Origin of the sequence: Uliginosibacterium sediminicola (assembly GCF_039631295.1) — a bacterium.
Lineage (GTDB): Bacteria > Pseudomonadota > Gammaproteobacteria > Burkholderiales > Rhodocyclaceae > Viridibacterium > Viridibacterium sediminicola.
In genome coordinates, this window is record NZ_JBDIVE010000003.1 from 161,706 (window position 1) to 181,920 (window position 20,215).

The 20,215-nt window shown below is 63.8% G+C and carries 19 protein-coding genes; 16 read left to right on the forward strand and 3 right to left on the reverse strand.

Annotated elements, in window-relative coordinates:
- The 12 genes from ABDB84_RS07725 to ABDB84_RS07780 all read left to right on the forward strand — a co-directional run bounded on the left by ABDB84_RS07725 (position 1) and on the right by ABDB84_RS07780 (position 11,874).
- Complete coding sequence (locus ABDB84_RS07725) at positions 1-399, forward strand: NUDIX hydrolase (RefSeq protein WP_345919133.1); 399 nt, start codon at positions 1-3, stop codon at positions 397-399.
- Positions 400-464: 65 nt separating this feature from the next.
- Complete coding sequence (locus ABDB84_RS07730) at positions 465-953, forward strand: bacteriohemerythrin (RefSeq protein ID WP_345919134.1); 489 nt, start codon at positions 465-467, stop codon at positions 951-953.
- Positions 954-1,110: 157 nt separating this feature from the next.
- The gene (locus ABDB84_RS07735) at positions 1,111-2,352 is read left to right on the forward strand and encodes a GTP cyclohydrolase II (protein WP_345919135.1); all 1,242 of its coding nucleotides are present in this window, start codon (positions 1,111-1,113) and stop codon (positions 2,350-2,352) included.
- The gene (locus tag ABDB84_RS07740; protein ID WP_345919136.1) at positions 2,349-3,596 is read left to right on the forward strand and encodes a URC4/urg3 family protein; all 1,248 of its coding nucleotides are present in this window, start codon (positions 2,349-2,351) and stop codon (positions 3,594-3,596) included. Before ABDB84_RS07735 ends, ABDB84_RS07740 begins: the two co-directional genes overlap by 4 nt.
- Before the next feature lie 19 nt (positions 3,597-3,615).
- Complete coding sequence (upp, locus tag ABDB84_RS07745; protein ID WP_345919137.1) at positions 3,616-4,260, forward strand: uracil phosphoribosyltransferase; 645 nt, start codon at positions 3,616-3,618, stop codon at positions 4,258-4,260.
- Positions 4,260-5,009, forward strand: a complete 750-nt coding sequence (locus ABDB84_RS07750; protein WP_345919138.1) for a TetR/AcrR family transcriptional regulator — start codon at positions 4,260-4,262, stop codon at positions 5,007-5,009. The genes upp and ABDB84_RS07750 overlap by 1 nt, the downstream gene beginning before the upstream one ends.
- 76 nt (positions 5,010-5,085) lie before the next feature.
- The gene (locus ABDB84_RS07755) at positions 5,086-6,081 is read left to right on the forward strand and encodes a BMP family protein (protein ID WP_345919139.1); all 996 of its coding nucleotides are present in this window, start codon (positions 5,086-5,088) and stop codon (positions 6,079-6,081) included.
- Positions 6,082-6,182: 101 nt separating this feature from the next.
- Positions 6,183-7,730, forward strand: a complete 1,548-nt coding sequence (locus ABDB84_RS07760; RefSeq protein WP_345919140.1) for an ABC transporter ATP-binding protein — start codon at positions 6,183-6,185, stop codon at positions 7,728-7,730.
- Positions 7,720-8,787, forward strand: coding sequence for an ABC transporter permease (locus tag ABDB84_RS07765; protein WP_345919141.1), 1,068 nt, complete (start codon positions 7,720-7,722; stop codon positions 8,785-8,787). Before ABDB84_RS07760 ends, ABDB84_RS07765 begins: the two co-directional genes overlap by 11 nt.
- Entirely contained in the window at positions 8,784-9,731 is a 948-nt protein-coding gene (locus ABDB84_RS07770; RefSeq protein WP_345919142.1) for an ABC transporter permease, read from the forward strand. Before ABDB84_RS07765 ends, ABDB84_RS07770 begins: the two co-directional genes overlap by 4 nt.
- Positions 9,732-9,751: 20 nt before the next feature.
- Entirely contained in the window at positions 9,752-11,023 is a 1,272-nt protein-coding gene (locus tag ABDB84_RS07775; RefSeq protein WP_345919143.1) for an amidohydrolase family protein, read from the forward strand.
- Between the two features lie 17 nt (positions 11,024-11,040).
- Positions 11,041-11,874: an aldo/keto reductase gene (locus ABDB84_RS07780; RefSeq protein WP_345919144.1), complete on the forward strand. Its 834-nt coding sequence runs from the start codon at positions 11,041-11,043 to the stop codon at positions 11,872-11,874.
- 8 nt (positions 11,875-11,882) lie between these two features.
- On the opposite strand, the gene ABDB84_RS07785 is transcribed toward ABDB84_RS07780, so the two are convergent.
- Complete coding sequence (locus tag ABDB84_RS07785) at positions 11,883-13,886, reverse strand: diguanylate cyclase domain-containing protein (protein WP_345919145.1); 2,004 nt, start codon at positions 13,884-13,886, stop codon at positions 11,883-11,885.
- Between the two features lie 157 nt (positions 13,887-14,043).
- On the opposite strand from ABDB84_RS07785, the gene ABDB84_RS07790 reads away from it, so the two are divergent.
- Positions 14,044-14,382, forward strand: coding sequence for a zinc ribbon domain-containing protein YjdM (locus ABDB84_RS07790; protein ID WP_345919146.1), 339 nt, complete (start codon positions 14,044-14,046; stop codon positions 14,380-14,382).
- 16 nt (positions 14,383-14,398) lie between these two features.
- On the opposite strand, the gene ABDB84_RS07795 is transcribed toward ABDB84_RS07790, so the two are convergent.
- Both ABDB84_RS07795 and ABDB84_RS07800 read right to left on the reverse strand, forming a co-directional pair.
- Positions 14,399-15,043 (reverse strand): histidine phosphatase family protein, encoded by a 645-nt coding sequence (locus tag ABDB84_RS07795; protein WP_345919147.1) that lies wholly within the window; start codon positions 15,041-15,043, stop codon positions 14,399-14,401.
- Positions 15,044-15,088: 45 nt separating this feature from the next.
- Positions 15,089-16,036 carry a LysR family transcriptional regulator gene (locus ABDB84_RS07800; protein ID WP_345919148.1) on the reverse strand — a complete coding sequence of 316 codons (948 nt, stop codon included), beginning with the start codon at positions 16,034-16,036 and terminating at the stop codon, positions 15,089-15,091.
- Between the two features lie 96 nt (positions 16,037-16,132).
- On the opposite strand from ABDB84_RS07800, the gene ABDB84_RS07805 reads away from it, so the two are divergent.
- From ABDB84_RS07805 to ABDB84_RS07815, 3 genes are all read left to right on the forward strand, one after another.
- A complete protein-coding gene (locus tag ABDB84_RS07805; RefSeq protein ID WP_345919149.1) occupies positions 16,133-17,341 on the forward strand; it encodes an MFS transporter in 1,209 nt (402 codons plus the stop codon).
- 113 nt (positions 17,342-17,454) lie between these two features.
- Entirely contained in the window at positions 17,455-18,723 is a 1,269-nt protein-coding gene (locus tag ABDB84_RS07810) for an Nramp family divalent metal transporter (protein WP_345919150.1), read from the forward strand.
- Between the two features lie 158 nt (positions 18,724-18,881).
- Complete coding sequence (locus tag ABDB84_RS07815; RefSeq protein ID WP_345919151.1) at positions 18,882-20,003, forward strand: asparaginase; 1,122 nt, start codon at positions 18,882-18,884, stop codon at positions 20,001-20,003.
- The last annotated feature ends 212 nt before the right edge of the window (positions 20,004-20,215 follow it).

Genomic DNA, 20,215 nt, shown 5'->3' on the forward strand with positions numbered 1-20,215 from the left:
GTGACGACGCTCGACGTTCTGGCCTGGGTTTGCGTGCGCGAGCGGCGCCTGCTCGTCGTGCGCACGCGTGGCCGCGATGCCTGGTATCTGCCCGGCGGCAAGCGCGAAGCCGGGGAGAGCGATGCCGCAGCGCTGAGCCGCGAAGTCCGCGAAGAGCTGGGTGTACAGCTCGATCAGGCGAGTCTGTCGCCCTGCTGTGTGGTCGAGGATGTGTCGCACGGTCTGGCGGTCCAGATGCAGGTGCACATGGCCTGTTACTTCGCGGACGCCAGCGGAGCGCCTGCACCGCAGGCCGAGATCGAGGCGCTGCACTGGCTGGCGGCAGCCGAAGCCGGGCAATGCGCACCGGCGGCGCGTCAAGTGGTCTTGCGCTTGCGCGCGGACGGGCTGATTGACTGAGGTCAGCCGCCGCACGCCGATCTGGTCGTACCCTTCGTGCTGGCTCTGGCGAAGGAAGGCAAAGCATGGAAGAGACTGCACAGCAGGCGTTATTCCCGTGGTCTGCGCAATTGAATGTCGGTGTCGAGGAGATCGACGCCCAGCACCAGGAACTGGTCAATCTGCTCAATGCCTTGCACGCATCGATCAGCGCGCATCAGCCGCTCGACCGCACACGCGCCGCGCTCAATGACCTGGCCGATTACACACGCACCCATTTCGTCGTCGAAGAGAGCCTGATGCGCGTCTTCGGCTATCCGGGCTTTGGCCATCACAAACACATCCATGAAGCGCTGATGCTGCAGATCAAGCAGCTGCAGCAGACTCTGGATGCCGAGCACACCGAGATCTCGCCGGATCAGCTGGATTTCCTCAAGGTCTGGCTGATACAGCACATCAGTGAGGCCGACAAGCGCTTCGGCGAATACCTGGTCAAGGTGGGCACGGCGCAGGAATGGTCGGCCCATGTGCGCGAGACCATGGAGCGACGCACCTGGTGGTGGAAGTTCTGGTGATTGCACTGTTGCGGCTCCTGCCGTCCCGATTTGGCTTTGTCGCGGTGCATGTTTGCCGTCTTTGAACATGAATCCGGCGCTTTTCTGCATGGCACAGAACTGGCTTGTAGCTGGCTTTAAAAGCTGACCATTCGGTCAGATTTTTTGGAGCAAGCCCATGTCGGACCATATCAAGCTCACATCGCATCCACACAGTGGTAGCGCAACACAAGCGGGACAGGTGCATTGGGGGGCCAGCAGCGCGCTCGCCCGAGGCCCGCTGGTCGCCAGTCTCACTCAGCCGGCGACACGCAATGTCATCGGTACGCATTCCGGGTCGTACTCGGTGTATCGCGCGCTGGCCGTGGCCTCTGGCCATCTGGATCGCGAGCACCGCCCGGACCTCACCAATACCGCGCCGGTGGCGCGCATCGGCCCGAATCCGCAATGGACCGAGCCGGGCAAGATCATCTCGCTCGACCCCTGGGGGCATTGCGTCTCCGAGGTATTTGCCGAGCAGATCGCGGCGGGCCTCGACGTGCGCCCCAGCATTGCGATTACCAAGGCGCACATCAATATGCCCGAACTCAAGGACGCGATCACCGCCGGGCGCCTCAAGCCCGATGGCGACATCCTTGCCGAGAACGGTGATGTGCGCGTGACCAAGGCGGCGATTGATCCGGTGTGGTACCTGCCGGGAGTGGCCGAACGTTTCGGCATCAAGGAGAGTGCGCTGCGCCGTGCCTTGTTCGAGCAGACCGGTGGCATGTTCCCCGAGCTGGTGACGCGTAACGACCTCAAGGTTTTCCTGCCCCCCATTGGCGGCATGACGCTCTACTTCTTCGGTGATGTCGAAAAACTCGGCAAGCCGGAAACCAAGGTGGCCTGCCGTCTGCATGACGAATGCAATGGCTCGGACGTGTTCGGTTCCGATATCTGCACCTGCCGCCCTTACCTCGCACACGGTATCGAAGTGTGTATCGAGATGGCGCAGCGCGGTGGCGTCGGCCTCGTGGTGTACAACCGCAAGGAAGGACGCGCGCTCGGCGAAGTCACCAAGTTCCTCGTTTATAACGCACGCAAGCGTCAGGTCGGTGGTGACCGCGCCGAGACCTATTTCGCGCGTACCGAATGCGTGGCCGGCGTGCAGGACATGCGCTTCCAGGAGCTGATGCCTGATGTCTTCCACTGGCTGGGCATCACGCGCATCGACCGCTGGGCTTCGATGAGCGACATGAAGCATGGCGCCCTCGTCGCACAGGGCATCGAGGTCGTCGAGCGCGTGCCAATTCCTGACGAGCTGATCCCGGCCGATGCCAAGGTCGAAATGGATGCCAAGAAGGCCGCTGGTTACTTCTCCGAAAGCGTGCCCGAAGCCGCCGAACTGACACTGGCCAAGGGCCGGGGGCTCGACGAATGACGCTCAATCAATCTGGATGGCATACCCCGGTGGCGGCCGATCATCCGGCAGCCGCTTTGCTCTCGGCTGCGGCCGTGCGCGAGCGCTGCGCTGTGGTGATGCGCTACGTCGAGAGCGGCGCGTCGCCGAATTTTGTCTGGCATGCAGACAAGCTGCCGGTGGTGGCGCGTTATGTGGCCGAGACGATCCGACTGCGCTACCCCGATCTGCAGGTGCCTTATCACAGCCGTCAGCGGCATTTTGAAGCGGGCGGTGTGGATCGCTGGCAGGCGCTGGCCACCGCCCACGGCCTGGACGCCGACAAGGCCGAGCGCGCACGCATCGCCATCGATCTGGTGATTCCCAGCGTGTTGCTCGATGCAGGGGCAGGCGCGGCCTGGAAGTTTGCCGATGCGGCGACGGGCCAAACGCATGCACGTTCGGAAGGTCTGGGCGTGGCCAGCTTGCGCATGTTTGAGTCGGGCGCTTTGTCGGCGGATGCCGTGCAGCCGCTGCGCTGCGATGCCAGCGCTTTGCAGGCGATCACTCCGCAGCGCCTGGCCGAGGCTTTCCAGGTCACGGCAGACAATCCGCTGGTGGGCCTGGAAGGGCGGGCGACCTTGCTGCGCCGTCTCGGTGAGGTGATTGCCGCAACCCCCGCCGTGTTCGGCACGCCGGCGCGCCTGGGTAATCTCTACGACTACTTGCTGAGCAAGAGTCATGATGGTGTGCTCAAAGCCGCTGTCGTGCTCGAAACGCTGCTCCACGCGCTGGGCCCGGTGTGGCCGGGGCGGATCGCGCTGGATGGCGTGTCGCTTGGCGACTGCTGGCGGCATCCCGCGCTGGCCGATGGTCTGCTGCCGTTCCACAAGCTGACGCAATGGCTGACATACTCCTTGCTGGAGCAGCTGGAATGGAGTGGTTTGCAGATCGAGGGCATCGATGCGCTGACCGGTTTGCCGGAGTACCGCAATGGCGGTTTGCTGCTCGACCTGGGTTTGCTGGAGCCGCGCGCAGCCGATTTTGCAACGCGCAGCTGGCAGGTTGATGATGAGGCGATCGTCGAATGGCGCGCGCTCACCGTGATTGCGCTGGACCGCATCGCCGCTGCCGTGCGCACTGAGTTGGGTCTGAGCGCGGCGCAGTTTCCGCTGGCCCGCGTGCTCGAAGGCGGCACCTGGGCGGCCGGTCGCCGTATCGCCGCCGAGCTGCGTCCCGGTGGCGGACCGCCGCTGACGCTGATCAGTGATGGAACCGTTTTCTAGATTTTTAAAGGAGTCAGTGATGTCCGCAAATGAATTCGACAATGTCAGCGTGATCAATCATCCGCTGTTGCAACACAAGCTCTCCTACGTGCGCAGCGCCGACACCACGACGGACAACTTCCGCCGCCTGGTGCGCGAGATCTCGCACATGATGGCCTACGAGATCACCCGTGATCTGCCGACCGAGAAGATCGCCATCACCACGCCGCTGACCACTTTCGATTCGCCGGTGATCAGTGGCAAGAAGCTCTGTCTGGTGTCCATCCTGCGTGCCGGCACCGGCATGCTCGACGGCATGATCGATCTGCTGCCCGGCGCACGCGTCGGCCATATCGGTCTCTACCGCGATCCGGAGTCGCTCGAAGCCGTGGAGTACTACTTCAAGGTGCCCGAGGACATCCAGGACCGTCTGGTGATCGTGCTCGACCCGATGCTGGCCACCGGTCACTCGGCGATTGCCGCGCTGGACCGCCTCAAGGAAGTCGGCGTCACCAGCATCAAGTTCGCCTGTCTGCTGGCTGCGCCTGAGGGCCTGCGCAATCTGCTGGCGGCCCACCCGGATGTGCCGGTCACCACGGCCTCGATTGACTGGCACCTCAATGACCATGGCTACATCGTGCCCGGTCTGGGCGACGCGGGCGACCGGATCTTCGGGACGAAGTGATGGCGGTGCTGTCGAAGCGTTTGGGGAAGGCAACAGATCTAGAGCTAGGCTCCAGCCATCCCAGCTCTCCCCCAGCCCCTCTCCTCAAGGAGAGGGGAGCTTCAAGTCGCGATGCCTCTGCTGAGGCATCGCGCGCAGTCAAGCCGGGACGCATCCGCCAGGAGCAGGAACATACGATCCTCCAGGCGGCCGAGCAGGTGTTTGCACGTGCCGGTTTTGCCGGCTCCAGCATGAGCGAGCTGGCGCAGGCAGCGGGTTTGCCGAAATCCACATTGCATTATTACTTCGGCACCAAGGAGGCGCTTTACCGCGCCGTGCTGGCCAATATCCTGGCGCTGTGGCTGGAGGGCGCCGAGGCGATCCAGCCCGAGGCTGCACCGGCCGATGCGCTGCGTCAGTACATCCGTCACAAGATGCAGCTGACGGCCGAGCGCCCTGACGCCTCACGCGTGTTTGCCAACGAGATGCTGCATGGCGCCGTGCACATCGGCGATATTCTGCGTACCGATCTGCGTGCCCTGGTCAAGCGCAAGAGCCGCGTCATCGAGGGCTGGATCAGCGCCGGCCAGATGGCCAGCGTCGATCCCATGCATCTGTTTTTCAGTCTGTGGGCGATGACCCAGACCTACGCTGACTTCGAGAGTCAGATCACTGCGGTGGCTGGTGCGCCGCTCGGTGCGCGCGGCATGCGTCGCGCGCAGGAACATGTCGAGAGTTTCGTCTTGCGCGCCTGCGGGCTCGTATCATGAGCAGCAATTGCGTGAGTTGATGCGCCCAGTTGGCGCAAGGGTTTCAGTGCTGTCTGTTTCTTGAAAAGGAGTGCCCATGAATACATTCTCCCGTCGCGGCCTGCTGTGTGCCGCCCTGGCCACCGCGGCTGCCCTGCTGGCGCCTTTGCCGGCCTTGGCCCAGCAGAAGATCAAGGTGGCTGCGATCTACACCGTGCCGGTCGAGCAGCAGTGGGTGTCGCGCATCCACAAGGCGCTCAATGCGGCCAAGACGCGTGGCGAGATCGACTACGTGTTCTCCGAGAACGTCAGCAATGCCGACTACGAACGCGTGATGCGCCAGTACGCCGAGCAGGGCAACAGCTTCATCGTTGGCGAGGCCTTCGCGGTGGAAGCCGCTGCGCGCAAGGTGGCCAAGGATTACCCCAAGACCTCGTTCCTGCTCGGTTCATCGGGCAAGCCACAGGCGCCCAATTTCTCGGTGTTCGACAACTTCATCCAGGAGCCGGCGTATCTGTCCGGCATGATCGCGGCCGGTGTCAGCAAGAGCGGCCATATCGGCATGGTTGGCGGCTATCCGATTCCTGAAGTGAATCGCCTGATGCACGCCTTCATGGCTGGCGCGCAGGAGATCAACCCTAAAGTGAAGTTCACGGTGAGTTTCATCGGCTCCTGGTTCGACCCGCCCAAGGCCAAGGAAGCCGCCTTCGCGATGATCGACAAGGGCGCTGACGTGCTCTACGCCGAACGTTTCGGTGTCTCCGACGCGGCCAAGGAGAAGGGCAAGCTGGCCATCGGCAACGTCATCAACACCCAGGCGCAGTACCCCGATACCGTGGTGGCTTCGGCACTGTGGAACATGGAACCGACCATTGATGCCGCGCTGAAAAAGGTCAAGGAAGGCAAGTTCAGCGCCGAGGACTACGGCCAGTACTCGACCATGAAGTTCAAGGGCTCGGAACTGGCGCCGCTGGGAAGCTTCGAGAAGAAGGTGCCTGCCGAGGTGGTGGCCAAGGTGAAGGCCAAGGAAAAGGCAATTCTTGACGGCAAGTTTGTCGTCAAGGTCGTCGAGACCGAGCCCAAGTCCAACTGAGTTATCCTGCTGCTTTATGCGCTTACCTCAGGCGCCTGCCTCACGCGCCCGCCTTGTGGCGGGCGCGTGATTGCTGGTCTGCGCCCCCACCGAGTTTTGCCATGACCCAGACACCTCCGGCCTTGCGGCTTTCGCGCATCACCAAGCGCTTCGGCGCGCTGACTGCCAATGACGACATCTCGCTCGAACTGGCTAGCGGCGAAGTGCTGGCTTTGCTGGGCGAGAACGGTGCGGGCAAGAGCACTCTGGTAAGCATCCTCTTCGGCCATTACGTGGCGGATGCGGGCGAGATCGAAGTGTTCGGTCAGCGCTTGCCGCCGGGCGATCCGAAAGCCGCGCTGGCTGCCGGTGTGGGCATGGTGCACCAGCACTTCACGCTGGCCGATAATCTCAGCGTGCTCGACAACGTCATGCTCGGCACCGAGCCGCTGTGGCAACTCTTCTCACGCCGCAAGGCGGCGCGTGCGCGTCTGCTGGAGACGGCCGCGCGCTTTGGTCTGGCGCTTGATCCGGATGCTCAGGTGGCGAGCTTGTCGGTGGGTGAGCGCCAGCGTGTCGAGATTCTCAAAGCGCTGTATCGCGGTGCGCGCATCCTCATCCTCGACGAGCCGACTGCGGTGCTGACGCCGCAGGAGAGCGAATCCCTGTTTGCCACGCTGGGCCAGCTGGTGGCGCAGGGCCTGTCGATCATCTTCATCAGTCACAAGCTCGACGAAGTGCTGCGCGTCTCGCAGCGTGTGCTGGTGCTGCGTGCGGGCAAGCTGGTCAGCGTGCGCGCGACCCACGAGACCAGCAAGGCCGAGCTGGCCGAGTTGATGGTCGGCCGCAGTGTCAATCTGCCGCAGCGTGAGTCGCGCATGCCGGGCGAGCGGGTGCTGCAGTTGCGCGCGGTGTCGGCGCACGAAGCGGGCAAGCGCTTGCTCGATGGCTTGAGCCTTGATGTTCGCGCCGGTGAGATTGTTGGCATTGCCGGTGTCTCGGGCAATGGTCAGCTGGCGCTGGCGCAGCTCTTGTGCGGCACCCTCGCTGCCAGTACCGGCGAAGTGCTGCTCAAGGGCCGGGCGATGGCCGCCACGCCCCGCGACTGGGTGGCGCAGGGCGTGGCGCGCATCCCCGAAGATCGCCATGCCGTAGGCATTGTCGGTGATTTGCCGGTGTGGGAGAACGCCGTCTCCGAGCGCTTGCACACACCGGCGTTTTCGCGCTGCGGGATCGTCCGGCGTAAGGCGGCGCGGCAATTTACGCGTGATCTGGTGACGCGCTTCGATGTGCGCCTGTCGGGCATCGAAGCGGCTACGCGGGTGCTCTCCGGCGGCAACATGCAGAAGCTGATTCTCGGCCGCGCCTTGTCGGTGGCGGGCGAGGGCGGCACGCCCAGTCTGATCATCGCCAATCAGCCAACCTGGGGGCTGGACATCGGCGCGGTGGCCTATGTGCATCGCTGTCTGCTCGACGCGGCACGACAGGGCGCTGCGGTGTTGCTGATCTCGGAAGATCTCGATGAATTGTTTGCGATTGCTGATCGTGTGGCGGTGATGTTCAAGGGGCGGCTGGGTGAAGCCCGCGCCACCGAGCACTGGACGCGGGCGCAGATCGGCCTGGCGATGGCGGGCAGCGCGGCTGCGACGGAGGTGGCCGATGCGGCTTGAAGCACGTAGCGAGGTCTCGCGTGGCGCCCTGTTGCTGGCGCCGCTGGCGGCGATCCTGTTCACCTTTCTGATCTGCGCCTTGCTGGTCGCCTGGGCCGGTGCGCCGGTTGGGCGTACTTATGCCTTGCTGCTCGATGGCGCCTTCGGCTCGCGCTTCGCGATTGCCGAAACCCTGACCCGCGCCACGCCGCTGATCCTCACCGGCCTGGCGGCTGCGGTGGCTTTTCGCGCGCGGCTCTACAACATCGGCGCCGAGGGCCAGCTTTACGTGGGGGCGCTGGCGGCGGTGGCGGTCGGCGGTTTGCATGGCGGCACGGGTTTCGATCTGGCGCCGCAGCTGCTTTTTCCGCTGATGCTGCTGGCCGGTGCGCTGGCCGGCGCCTTGCTGTTGCTGGGGCCCGCCTGGCTCAAGCTCAAGCTGGGCGTCGATGAAGTGGTGACCAGCTTGCTGCTCAACTTTGTTGCCTTGCTGGCGGTGTCGATGATGCTCGACGGGCCGATGAAGGACCCGCTGGCGATGGGCTGGCCGCAGTCGGTGGCGATCATGCCGGAGCTGGAATTTGCCAAGCTGCTCGAACGCACGCGGGTGCACAGCGGTTTGTTGCTGGCCCTGGGCTTGTCGGTGCTGATGTGGCTGGTCGAGCGCTTTACCACCTTTGGCTTTGCGCTGCGTGCGGTCGGCGCTAATGCGCGCGGCGCTGCTTTCGCCGGCTTGCCGGTGCAGCGCACGGTGCTGTGTTGCGCCCTGATTTCCGGCGCGCTGGCCGGCCTGGCGGGGGTGGGCGAAGTGGCCGGGCGCGCCGGTTATGTGACCCTGGACATGTCGCCGGGCTACGGCTACGCCGGCATCGTGATCGCCATGCTGGCCGGTTTGCATCCGCTGGGCGTGGTGCTCGCGGCCTGCTTTGTGGCCGCGGTCCTGGTTGGCGCCGACAGCATGAGTCGCGTCGTCGGCGTGCCCAATTACATTGCCGATGTGATCGTCGCCACGGCCTTGCTGGCGATGCTGGTGGCGGCCTTGCTGACGCGCTATCGCCTGCGCTGGGGGCGTGCATGATGGACTTCCTGACCACGCTGGCTGACATGCTCGCCTCGGTGCCGTTCTGGATCGCCACCTTGCGCATCGCCACGCCGCTGATTTTCGGTACGCTCGGCGTGCTGGTCTGTGAGCGCTCCGGGGTACTCAATCTGGGTATCGAGGGCATCATGGTGGCGGGCGCGTTCACCGGCTGGTTGGCGGTGTTCCACGGTGCCGATCTGTGGACCGGGGTGCTCGTTGCGGCGCTGACCGGCGCGCTGTGCGGCTTGCTGCATGCGATGCTGACCGTCTGGCTGGGCGTCTCGCAGCATGTGGCGGGCTTGGGCATCACCCTGCTGGCCAGCAGCCTGGCTTCATTCGCGTATCGCGTCAGTTTTCCCAAGGTCAGTACGCCGCCTACCATCGAGCCCTTTGCGCCCTTGACGGCCTTGCAAGGCATTCCGCTGATCGGCCCGGTGCTGGCTGCGCAAACTGCGCTGAGCATGCTGGCCTTGTTGCTGGTGCCGCTGCTGGCCTGGATCATCTATCGCACGCCGGCCGGACTGGCCCTGCGCATGGTCGGCGAGAGTCCGGCGGCGGCCGAGGGCCAGGGTCTCGACGTGGTTCGCGTGCGTACTCTGGCGATCATCCTCGGTTCGATGCTGATGGGTGTGGCGGGCGCCTTCCTGACCCTGTCCGCCTTCAATGCCTTCTTCTTCAACATGGTCAATGGCCGCGGCTGGATCTGCGTGGCCCTGGTGGTGTTCGCCTCCTGGCGGCCGGGCAAGGCGCTGCTTGGCGCGCTGTTGTTCGCCGCTTTCGATGCGGCCCAGCTGCGCCTGCAGCAGGCCGGCGGCATCCTGCCCTACCAGGTTTATCTGATGTTGCCTTACCTGCTGTCGATTGCGGCACTGGTTTTCATGGCACGCCGTGCGGCTTATCCGCAGGCGCTGATGAAGCCTTACCGCAAGGGCGAGCGCTGATCTTTTGAGGAATGCCAAGCATGTTTGACCTGATCATCCGCAATGCAAATCTGCCCGATGGCCGCAGCGGCATCGATATCGGCATCCGCGACGGCCGCATCGAGGTTGTCGAAGCCGCCCTGGCCGCCCAGGCTGGCGAGCTGATCGATGCGGATGGCATGCTGGTCGCGCCGCCCTTTGTCGATGCGCATTTCCACATGGACTCTACGCTCAGCTACGGCCTTCCGCGCGTGAATCAGTCGGGCACTCTGCTCGAAGGCATCGCGCTGTGGGGCGAACTCAAGCCGCAGCTGACGCAGGAGGCCATCGTCGAACGCGCGCTGGCGTATTGCGACTGGGCGGTATCCAAGGGGCTGCTGGCGATCCGCTCGCATGTCGATGTCTGTGATCCGCGCCTGCTGGCCGTCGAAGCCTTGCTGCATGTGCGCGAGAAGGTGAAGCCTTATCTCGATCTGCAGCTGGTCGCGTTTCCGCAGGACGGCGTGCTGCGAGCGCCGGGCGCGCTGGACAACCTCAAGCGGGCGCTGGACATGGGCGTCGACGTGGTGGGCGGCATTCCGCACTTCGAGCGCACCATGAGCGAGGGCGCCGAGTCGGTGCGCATCCTCTGCGAGCTTGCGGCCGAACGCGGCTTGCGCGTCGACATGCACTGCGATGAGACGGATGACCCGCTCTCACGGCACATCGAGACACTTGCATTTCACGCTCAGCGTCTTGGATTGCAGGGGCGTGTTGCCGGCTCGCACTTGACCTCGATGCATTCGATGGACAATTACTACGTCTCCAAGCTGATTCCGCTGATCCGCGAGGCGGGCGTGGCGGCGATTGCCAATCCGCTGATCAACATCACCTTGCAGGGACGCCACGATAGCTACCCGAAGCGCCGTGGCATGACCCGCGTGCCCGAGCTGCTGGCCGCCGGCGTCGAGGTCGCCTTCGGTCATGATTGCGTGATGGACCCCTGGTATCCGTTGGGTAGCGGCGACATGCTCGAAGTGGCGCAGATGGGGCTGCACGTTGGCCAGATGACCGGTCAGGCAGCGATGCAGCAGTGCTTTGCCGCGGTGACGACGGCACCGGCGCGCATTCTCGGGCTTGATGACTATGGCATTGCGCCGGGGTGCCGGGCCGATCTGCTGCTTTTGCAGGCGCGTGATCCGATTGAGGCCATTCGCCTGCGTGCCACGCGCTTGCTGGTGATGCGTGCGGGCAAGGTGATTGCCCACAGCCCGATGGCGACGGCTACCCTGAATCTGCCGGGTCGCCCGGCGAGTACGGCCTGCATGCTTTAGTTTGTGAAGGAGCGCGCATGAAGCAAATCGTTCTGCCCGGCGGTGAAAGTGTACCTGCACTGGGGCTGGGGACCTGGTGCATCGGCGATGAGCGCAAGCTGCGCGGCGAGGAAATCGCCACGCTCCAGCTGGCGCTCGATCTGGGCCTACGCCTGATCGACACTGCGGAGATGTACGGCGAGGGACGCGCTGAGTCGCTGATCGGTGAGGCGCTGCTCGGGCGTCGTGACGAGGCCTTCATCGTCAGCAAGGTCTATCCGCACAATGCCTCGCGGCGCGATGCTGTGGCGGCCTGCGAGCGTAGTCTCCGGCGACTACGTACCGAGCATATCGATCTTTATCTTTTGCATTGGCGCGGCAGCGTGCCTCTGCAGGAGACGCTGGAAGCTTTCCTGGCCTTGCAGGCGGCGGGCAAGATCCGCCATTTCGGCGTCAGCAACTTCGATCTGGATGACATGCGCGAATGGGCAGCACTCGATGGCGCTGCGGCCACCGCCACCAACCAGGTGCTCTATAACCTCGGGCGGCGCGGTGTCGAATGGGATTTGCTGCCCTGGCAGCGCGCGCGCAGCATGCCTTTGATGGCTTACTCGCCGATTGAACAAGGGCGCCTGCTGCGTGAGCGCAAGCTGATCGACTTCGCTGCACGCCATGGCTTCAGCCCCTCGCAAGCAGCACTGGCCTGGTTGCTTGCTCAGGAAGATGTAATCGTCATTCCAAAGACCGGCCAGCGGCAGCGTCTGCGCGAGAATCTGGCGGCCGCCGAGATCCAGCTTGATGCCGCACAGCTGGCCGAGCTGGAGCACTTGTATCCCGCTCCGCGTGGCGCCGTACCACTGGCCATGCTGTAGCGCCGGCCTCAGTCGAAGCTGACGGGCGGTATGGCGGGCCCATAGAGCGTCACCTTGTCGCGTCCGCTGTGTTTGGCGTTGTACATGGCCTGGTCGGCATGGGCGCAGAGCGTGATCTCGTTGTCGCCATGCTGCGGGTAGATGGCGATGCCGATGCTGCACGAAATATTGAAACGCTGCGCGCCGAGCACGATGCTCTCGCGCAGGCTCTGGCGGATTTTGTCGGCGACGCGCAATGCGTCCTCGGCGTTGTCGAGGCGACGCAGCAGGACGATGAACTCATCACCGCCGACCCGCGCGACGGTATCGGAGTCACGCACGCAGGCACACATTCGCGCCGCTGCTTCACGCAGGACCAGATCGCCGGTGGCATGGCCAAAGTTGTCGTTGATCGGCTTGAATTTATCCAGATCCAGATACATCAGGGCCAGTTGCTCGGTGTGGCGTTGCGCATCGGCAATCGCTTGTCCAAGGCGGTCGGAGAACAGGTTGCGATTAGGCAGGCCGGTGAGCTGATCGTGTTGCGCCATGTGGCGCATGCGCGCCTCGGCTTCGCGTCGCATGCTGATGTCGCGGGCAACACCAAGAATGCCGATGACATCGCCGGCGTGATTGCGGATCGCTGATGTATTGATGTCAGCCCACACGGTTGATCCATCTTTGCAGCGCGCTTCGACCTCGCCGCGAAATGTCGGGAAGGGCTTCCCCTGGCGTACTGCCTCGATGCCACGCTGTATGCTTTCCTTGAGCTGGCGTGCGGACGCTGGGGTGAAATGCTCATCGATGGTTTGCCGCATCGCTTCAGCCGGTGTGTAGCCGCGTATTTTCTCGACCGAAGGGCTGATGTAGGTCAGCTCGCCTTGCAGATTGCGTACCCAGATCACGTCGGAGGCGTTGTCAGCCAGCATCCGGTGGCGTTCCTCGCTCTCGCGCAGGGTCTGCTTGGCGGCCTGGCTGGAGGTGAGGGCCTGCTTGAGCAGATGATTCATGCGCAGCACGTAGAGCATCAGCGCGACCAGGGCAACAAGGATGGCCAGGCCGCCATATAGCCAGCGGAGGTCCGGCTTGCCGGGGGCCTGATAGAGAAAGCGGTCGAGCGGAAAGTCTTTCGGCAGCAAGCCCAGTTCCGCATAGGTGTCAGCAATATGACGCCAACGTTTCGGATTCATGTAGCCGATCTCGACCAGATCGGGGTGTAGAAGCTCGTCCATCTGCTGTGCTTCGTAGAGCAGATAGTTAATTGGGTGCGGTGGAGAATACTCGCGTTCGATCAGTTCGGCGATCTCGCGCGGATGCGCCATGGCGTACTGCCAGCCGCGCAGGCTGGCCGATCTGAATGCCTCAGCGCGTGCAGCGTGGTGCTTGAGTTCTTGCTCGGAGGTGAAGAGATTGTCGCCGTAGAACTCGATGCCCGCTGAGCGTGGCGTGAAACGTTGGTAGTGTATGCCAAGCTGGTCGAGTTCGAAGGGCTCGGCGATTTCGTATGCCGACATGGCGTCGGCACGTCCGTCAATCAGATCGCGTGGCCGATGGCTGTGTGGCATGAAGTGGATGCTCTCCAGCGGTACTTGTTCGCGGCGCAGATAGGCGAGCAGTTCCTCGGCCTGGGGTTCGATCATGATGCGTTTGCCGGCCAGGCTTTGCGGGCTCTGATCACCGGCCTCATAGCGCTTGAGCAAGACCAGGGGCGAGTGCTGGAAGATGACTGCCAGCGCTACTACCGGCTTGCCGGCATGGCGGGCCAGTAGCAGGCTACTGGTGCCGACGCCATATTCTGCCTTGCCGGTGACGACCGCCGTGACGGGGTCCAGATCCGGCGGGGCAGGGAGGATGTCGACCTGGAGGCCGGCCTCGCGGTAATAGCCCTGCGCTTGCGCGGCGTAATAGCCGGCAAACTGGAAGGCATGGGTCCATTTGAGTTGCAGCCGGACCTGCTCCAGCGCGCGTGCGGGGGTGGCTGTCATGCAGAGCAGACAGACAATCAGCCACGCGATGCTGCGGAGTCTTTTCATGTCTGGGTGTCCCGCAGTTGAGAGGAGGCTGCCGGTCGAGTTTTAGATGTCTTATCGCCTCGTTTACGGAGCCTGATCGCAAAACTGTAATCTGACAGATCGGTTCGCCGGGCCTGCCGGGCGTATACTGCCGGCCCCACGTACGTCTGGAACACTCATGTCTGCCATTCCTGCCTGTCCCCAGTGCACTCTCGAAAACACTTATGCCGATGGTGCCAACTATATTTGCGCCGATTGTGGCTACGAATGGCCGATTTCGGCCGAGCTGGAGGCTGAGTCCGATGAGGCGGTCGTCAAGGACTCGAATGGCACCGTGCTGAAAGATGGCGATGCCGTTGTGCTGATCAAGGATCTCAAGGTCAAAGGCTCGTCGATTACCTTGAAGCAGGGCACCAAGGTCAAGAGCATCCGCCTGGTCGGCGGCGACCATGAGGTTGATTGCCGCATGGAAGGCGGCAGCTTCATGCTCAAGGCATGCTTCCTGAAAAAAGCCTGAGCGCTTTTTTGTCGGCTCAGGCTGACTGCTCGTCGCGCGCCGCTTGCTGGGTGGTCTGCAGATGACTGCTGTCGTCCCAGGCGATCAGTCGCCAGGCCTGGCCATCATGCTCTAGCCAGTTGAGTGCGGCATTGTTGAGCCGCCAGCTGCGCACCAGGTTGTAGGGGATACCCATCACCAGGCGGTAGGCGATGTCGAGCACGCCGCCGTGGCTGACCACGATCACGTTCTGTCCGGCGTGTTCGCGCGCAATCTGTGCGAGCACCGCCTCTACACGGGCAAGCAGCGCGTCGATGGCTTCGCCCTCGGGCGGCAGATAGTCGGGCCGACGTGCCTTGAGCGTGCCATAGGCATCGGGGAAGCGCGCATTGGCCTCCTCACGCGTCAGTCCCTGTAGCAAGCCCAGGTGCCGTTCGCGCCAGCGTGCATCGATGCGTGCCGGCAAATGCAGGGCATCGCCGATGATTTCGGCCGTCATGCGCGCACGTTGCAGATCGGAGCAATACAGCGCATCAAAGCTTTGCTCGCGCAGGCTGCGCGCCGCCGCCTGCGCCTGGCGAACGCCGAGGGCATTGAGGGGGATGTCGATGGCGCCTTGCAGCCGCCCTTCGGCGTTCCAGTCGGTTTCGCCGTGGCGGATCAGGCAGAGTCGGGTGGTCATGGCGTTCGGCAAGCGGGCTGCTGCGGTGCAGCGGAGTCCGTCATCTTAACGTGCCGATTCGCCGGCGTCAGCGCGCAGTACTTCGCCGCGCCAGGGCAGACCGCCGAGTGAGTTGCGCATCAGCTCGATGAAAGCGCGCAGGCGCGCCGGGTAGAAGGCCGCGTAGGGGTACGTGAGATAGACCGGTAGGGAGGCGGCGCGCCAGTCCGGCAGTAGCTGTATGGCATTGCCGCTGGCCAGATCATCCTCCACAACCCAGGCCGAGCACACGGCGACGCCGATCCCTCGCAGCATCGCGCTACGCAGCGCATAGAGACTATCGGTGCTGATTCTCGGCGTAATGCTGAGCGTCTCCTGTTCTCCCTTCGAGTTGTGCAGCGTCACTTCCTTGCGATAGTAGGGTCGCAGCGCAAGCCAGTGCAGGGGGCTCAGCTCGCCGGGAGACGTCGGTACCGGGCGGTCTGCCAGCAGGCTGGGCGCGCAGACGATGATGCGCGGTACTTCGGCGATCTTGATGGCGACCGATAAGGGGTCGGGCTGACCGCCGACGCGGATGGCGCAATCGACGCCCTCTTCGATGAAATTCGGCGCCGTGTCGTGCAGCAGCCATTCCACGCTGATCTTCGGGTAGCGCTGGAGGAAGTCAGTCAGCGGCCCAACCAATTGATGCTGGCCGAAAGCGTGCGGCACGACCACGCGCAGATTGCCCTGCGGCTCATCGACGCTGCCGCGCAAGTCCGACTCGAACTCGCTCCAGCCGGCGAGCAGTTTATGCGCGCGCTCGTAATAGCGCGACCCCGCTTCGGTCAGCTGCATGGCGTGGGTGCTTCGCTGCAGCAGGGCCAGACCCAGCGAGCGCTCGAGCGTCTGCAGGCGACGGCTGATGGTCGGCTGGCTGGTGTTCATCTGCGCGGCAGCGGCCGACAAGCTGCCGGCCTCGACGATGCGGATGAAGGTCTGCATGAGGGTCAGACGATCCTGGTTCGCTTTCATGCGCACAATGTATAACAGTTTTGCGAGGCATACGCCTTCCGTAATGTCGTGCTGCGCCGCACACTGCACTCACCCCTTTTGCAGGACCTCATTACCATGACAACTCATTCATCAGCAGATCGCGCCGGCGGCATCAGCAGCGGCCTGGTCTTTTTGCTCGCGGCGGGCGCCGGGCTTGGTGCCGCTTCGCTCTATTACAACCAACCCATGCTGGCGATGCTGGCCGAGCAGTTCCAGGCTTCGCCGGCCGCCATCGGCCGCGTGCCGACCCTGACCCAGCTGGGCTACGCCGCCGGCATCCTGCTGCTGGCGCCAATCGGTGACCGCTACGACCGGCGCCGCATCATCCTCATCAAATGCGTGCTGCTGAGCCTGGCCCTGCTGGCCACGGCGGCTGCGCAGTCCTTGCTGCAGCTGGGTTTGTGCAGCGTGGTTATCGGCATTGCCGCCTCGCTGGCGCAAGACTGTGTGCCGGCTGCGGCCAGCCTGGCGCCCGAAGCGCGGCGCGGCAAGATCGTCGGCAGCGTGATGACCGGCCTGCTGCTGGGCATCTTGCTCTCGCGCGTGGTCAGCGGCAGCGTGGCCGAGCTTTTCGGTTGGCGCAGCATGTTCGTGCTCGCCGCTTTCGCCGTGGCGCTGCTGGGCCTGGCTGCCGCGCGCTGGCTGCCGGCCTTCGTCCCCACCACACAGATGTCTTACTCGGCCTTGCTCGGTTCCTTGTTCACGCTGTGGCGTCGCCATGCCGGCATGCGCCGTGCCGCATTGGCGCAGGGCCTGCTCAGCGCCGCGTTCAGCGCTTTCTGGTCGACGCTTGCCGTGATGCTGCATCAGGCACCGTTCAACTACGGTAGCTCGGTGGCTGGCGCTTTCGGTCTGGCCGGTGCAGCCGGTGCGCTGGCGGCGCCGCTGGCCGGCATGATCGCCGACCGCAAGGGCCCCGAACTGGTTACCCGTGGCGGCGCGCTGCTGGTGTTTGCCAGCTTCATGCTGTTCGTCATCGCGCCGGAGAACCTGTGGCTGCTGATCGTCGGCACCGTAGCTTTCGATCTGGGCGTGCAGGCCGCGCTGATCGCTCACCAGAGCATCATCTACAGCCTCGAACCGGCCGCCCGTAGCCGCCTCACCGCCCTGCTTGTCGGCGCCATGTTCGTCGGCATGGCCAGCGGCTCGGCGCTGGGTAGCCTGGCGCTCAACCACGCCGGCTGGCGAGGTCTGGCGCTGTTCGCTGCAGCGGCCGCGCTGGCCGCTTTGCTGGTGCGGGTGTGGCCGCAACGGCAGCTGAGTGCGCTGTCGCCCGGGGTTTGAGGAGGTCTTTATCTTTGATAGTCAGCGGCAATTGAAAACAGAGATTCAATCAATTGGATTGATTTTCGCCAAAGGCCGACACTACAGTGAATTCCACCGTAAGAGGCCCCACCATGAGCTCACTGATTCTTGCCGTGTCCGGCGCCCAACAGCAACGCAGCGCTTCTGCGCTCAACTTGCGCCACCTGGTTGGTCCAGGTTTGCTGGTGGCGGTTGGCTATGTCGATCCGGGTAACTGGGCGACCGACATCGCCGGTGGTGCGCATTTCGGCTACCAGCTCCTGTCGGTGGTGGTGCTGGCGAGTGTGCTGGCGATGGTCTTCCAGACGCTTGTTGCGCGCGTCGTGCTGGCAACCGGCGAAGACCTTGCCAGCTTGAGTGCCCGCCACTTGCCGCGCGCCCTGGCGCAAGCTTCCTGGCTGGCCGGTGAGGCGGCGATCCTCGCCACAGCCTTTGCCGAGATGGTCGGCGGCGCGATTGCCTTCCGCATCCTGTTCGATCTGCCCTTGCCGCTTGGCATTGCGCTGACCGGTGCGGCGACGGCGGTGTTCCTCTCCTTGTCCCGCGTCGGCGAAGGCGCGCACGAGAAGCTCATCAATGTGTTGATCGGCATCGTCGCCGTGTCCTTCCTCGTGCTGCTGGTGCAGACCGGGCCGGATTGGTCGGCCGCCGCACGCGGCGTGAGCGAGACCGGTACGGCCTTGCGCAGCCATGAAGGGCTGGTGATTGCGCTGGGCATCCTTGGCGCGACCCTGATGCCGCACAACCTCTACTTGCACGCCGGCATGCTGGCCGAGCGGGTGAAGGGCTTGCGCAGCCAGGATCGCGCATTGGCTGGGCGCATTGCCCGCAATGACACCCTGGTCTCGCTGGGCCTGGCCATGCTCGTCAATGCGGCCATCATGATTGTGGCGGCCGCGTCGCTCAGCGGCACGGGCGCCAATGTCGATAGCCTGATCGGCGCGCACGCTGCGATGCGTGATGTGTTGGGCGTGGGCGCGGCGACGATTTTCGCCATCGCGCTCTACGCCGCAGGCCAGAGCTCGGCGATGACCGGCATGATGGCCGGCCGCATCCTCAGCAAGGGCTTTCGTGGCGAGGCGCAGAAAGGCGGCAGCCGTCGTCGCATCGTGGCGCGCTTGATCGTGGCCGTAGCGGGCGTGGCCTTGATGCAGCTGACCGGCCGTACTGACCCGGACCAGTTGTTGGTGTTCAGTCAGGTGGTGCTCGGCGTGGCCTTGCCGTTCGCCTTGGTGCCCTTGGTGATACTTGCCTCGCGGCGCAGCGTGATGGGCGCCAAGGTGCTCAGCCCTGTGGCTGCGACGGCCGCCGCGCTGACGACAGCGGCGATCATCGGCCTCAATCTTTTCACCTTGTTCTGAGTCCGCTGCGGAAAACCGTAATACCCCCGGCGGGTGCTCATGACATGAGCGTCGCCGGGCTCTAAACTTGCTATGGCTTGTTCATGCACCATGATGCTGCGGCGCTTCGGGCCGTGGTGACATGCAGCGAACTTTCATCCATCCATGCAGGAGTCACTATGCAAGCAAGCTTTACAGAAGAAAAATCCTTGTCCTTACGGCGCCTTGGGGCACGCGCCGTATCGCGTTACACGCAGTCTCTGGGCGCCGCTTTGCTGCTGTGTTGCAGCCTGCTGACTGCACCAGTCTGGGCGCAGAGCAAGCCCAATATCGTGATTCTGGCCACCGGCGGCACCATTGCGGGGGCTGGCGCTACGGCCGCCAACAGCGCGACCTACCAGGCAGCCAAGGTGCCGGTGGATAAACTCATCGCCGGCGTGCCCGAGCTCAAGGATGTGGCCAATGTCAGCGGCGAGCAAGTGTTCCAGATCGCATCGGAGAGCTTCACCAACGCACATCTGATCACGCTGGCCAAGCGTGTCTCGGCGCTCTCCAAACAGCCCGGTGTGGATGGCATCGTCGTCACCCACGGCACCGACACGCTGGAAGAAACCGCTTTCTTCCTGACCCTCACCGTGCATACCGACAAGCCCATCGTGGTGGTCGGTTCGATGCGCCCCGGTACGGCGATGTCGGCCGACGGCATGCTCAACCTCTACAACGCGGTGAGCGTGGCAGCCAACCCGACGGCCAAGGGCAAGGGCGTGCTGGTGACGATGAACGATCAGATCTTCAGCGCACGCGACGTGTCCAAGACCATCAACATCGTCACCAATGCCTTCAACAGCCAGTGGGGCGCGCTGGGCATGAATGTCGAAGGCAAGGCCTACTGGTTCCGCGCGCCGGTCAAGCGCCACACCATGAATTCGGAATTCGACATCGACAAGATCGACAGCCTGCCGGATGTGGACATCGTCTATGCCTACGGCAGTGTGCCGCCGACCGCCTATGAAGCCTTTGCCAAGGACAAGGCGATCATCCAGGCGGGCACCGGCAATGGCTCGGTAGCGGATCGCATCGTGCCCGTGCTGCAAAGCCTGCGTGCCAAGGGCGTGCAGATCATTCGCGCCGCCCGCGTGCCCGAAGGCTTCGTGCTGCGCAATTCGGAGCAGCCGGACGACAAGTACGACTGGGTCGTCGCGCATGACCACAAAGCGCAGAAAGCACGCATCCTGGCCATGGTGGCGCTGACCAAGACCAATGACAGCAAGGAACTGCAGCGCATCTTCTGGGAATACTGAGCGCTCAGCTGAATGTGCCAAGCACAAGGGCCGGAATCATCCGCTAATGCGGTTCGGTGAAGGCGTGTTCAGTTTTAAGCGCTGGATATTTTGACGCGAAGGCCGCAGAGCAAAACAGAAGGTCCGCAAAGGGGGCAAGTTGCCTTTCTTTGCGGACCTTTGCTTTTTCTTCGCGCCCTTCGCGTCTAGCGATCGGCGCACAAAACGACAAT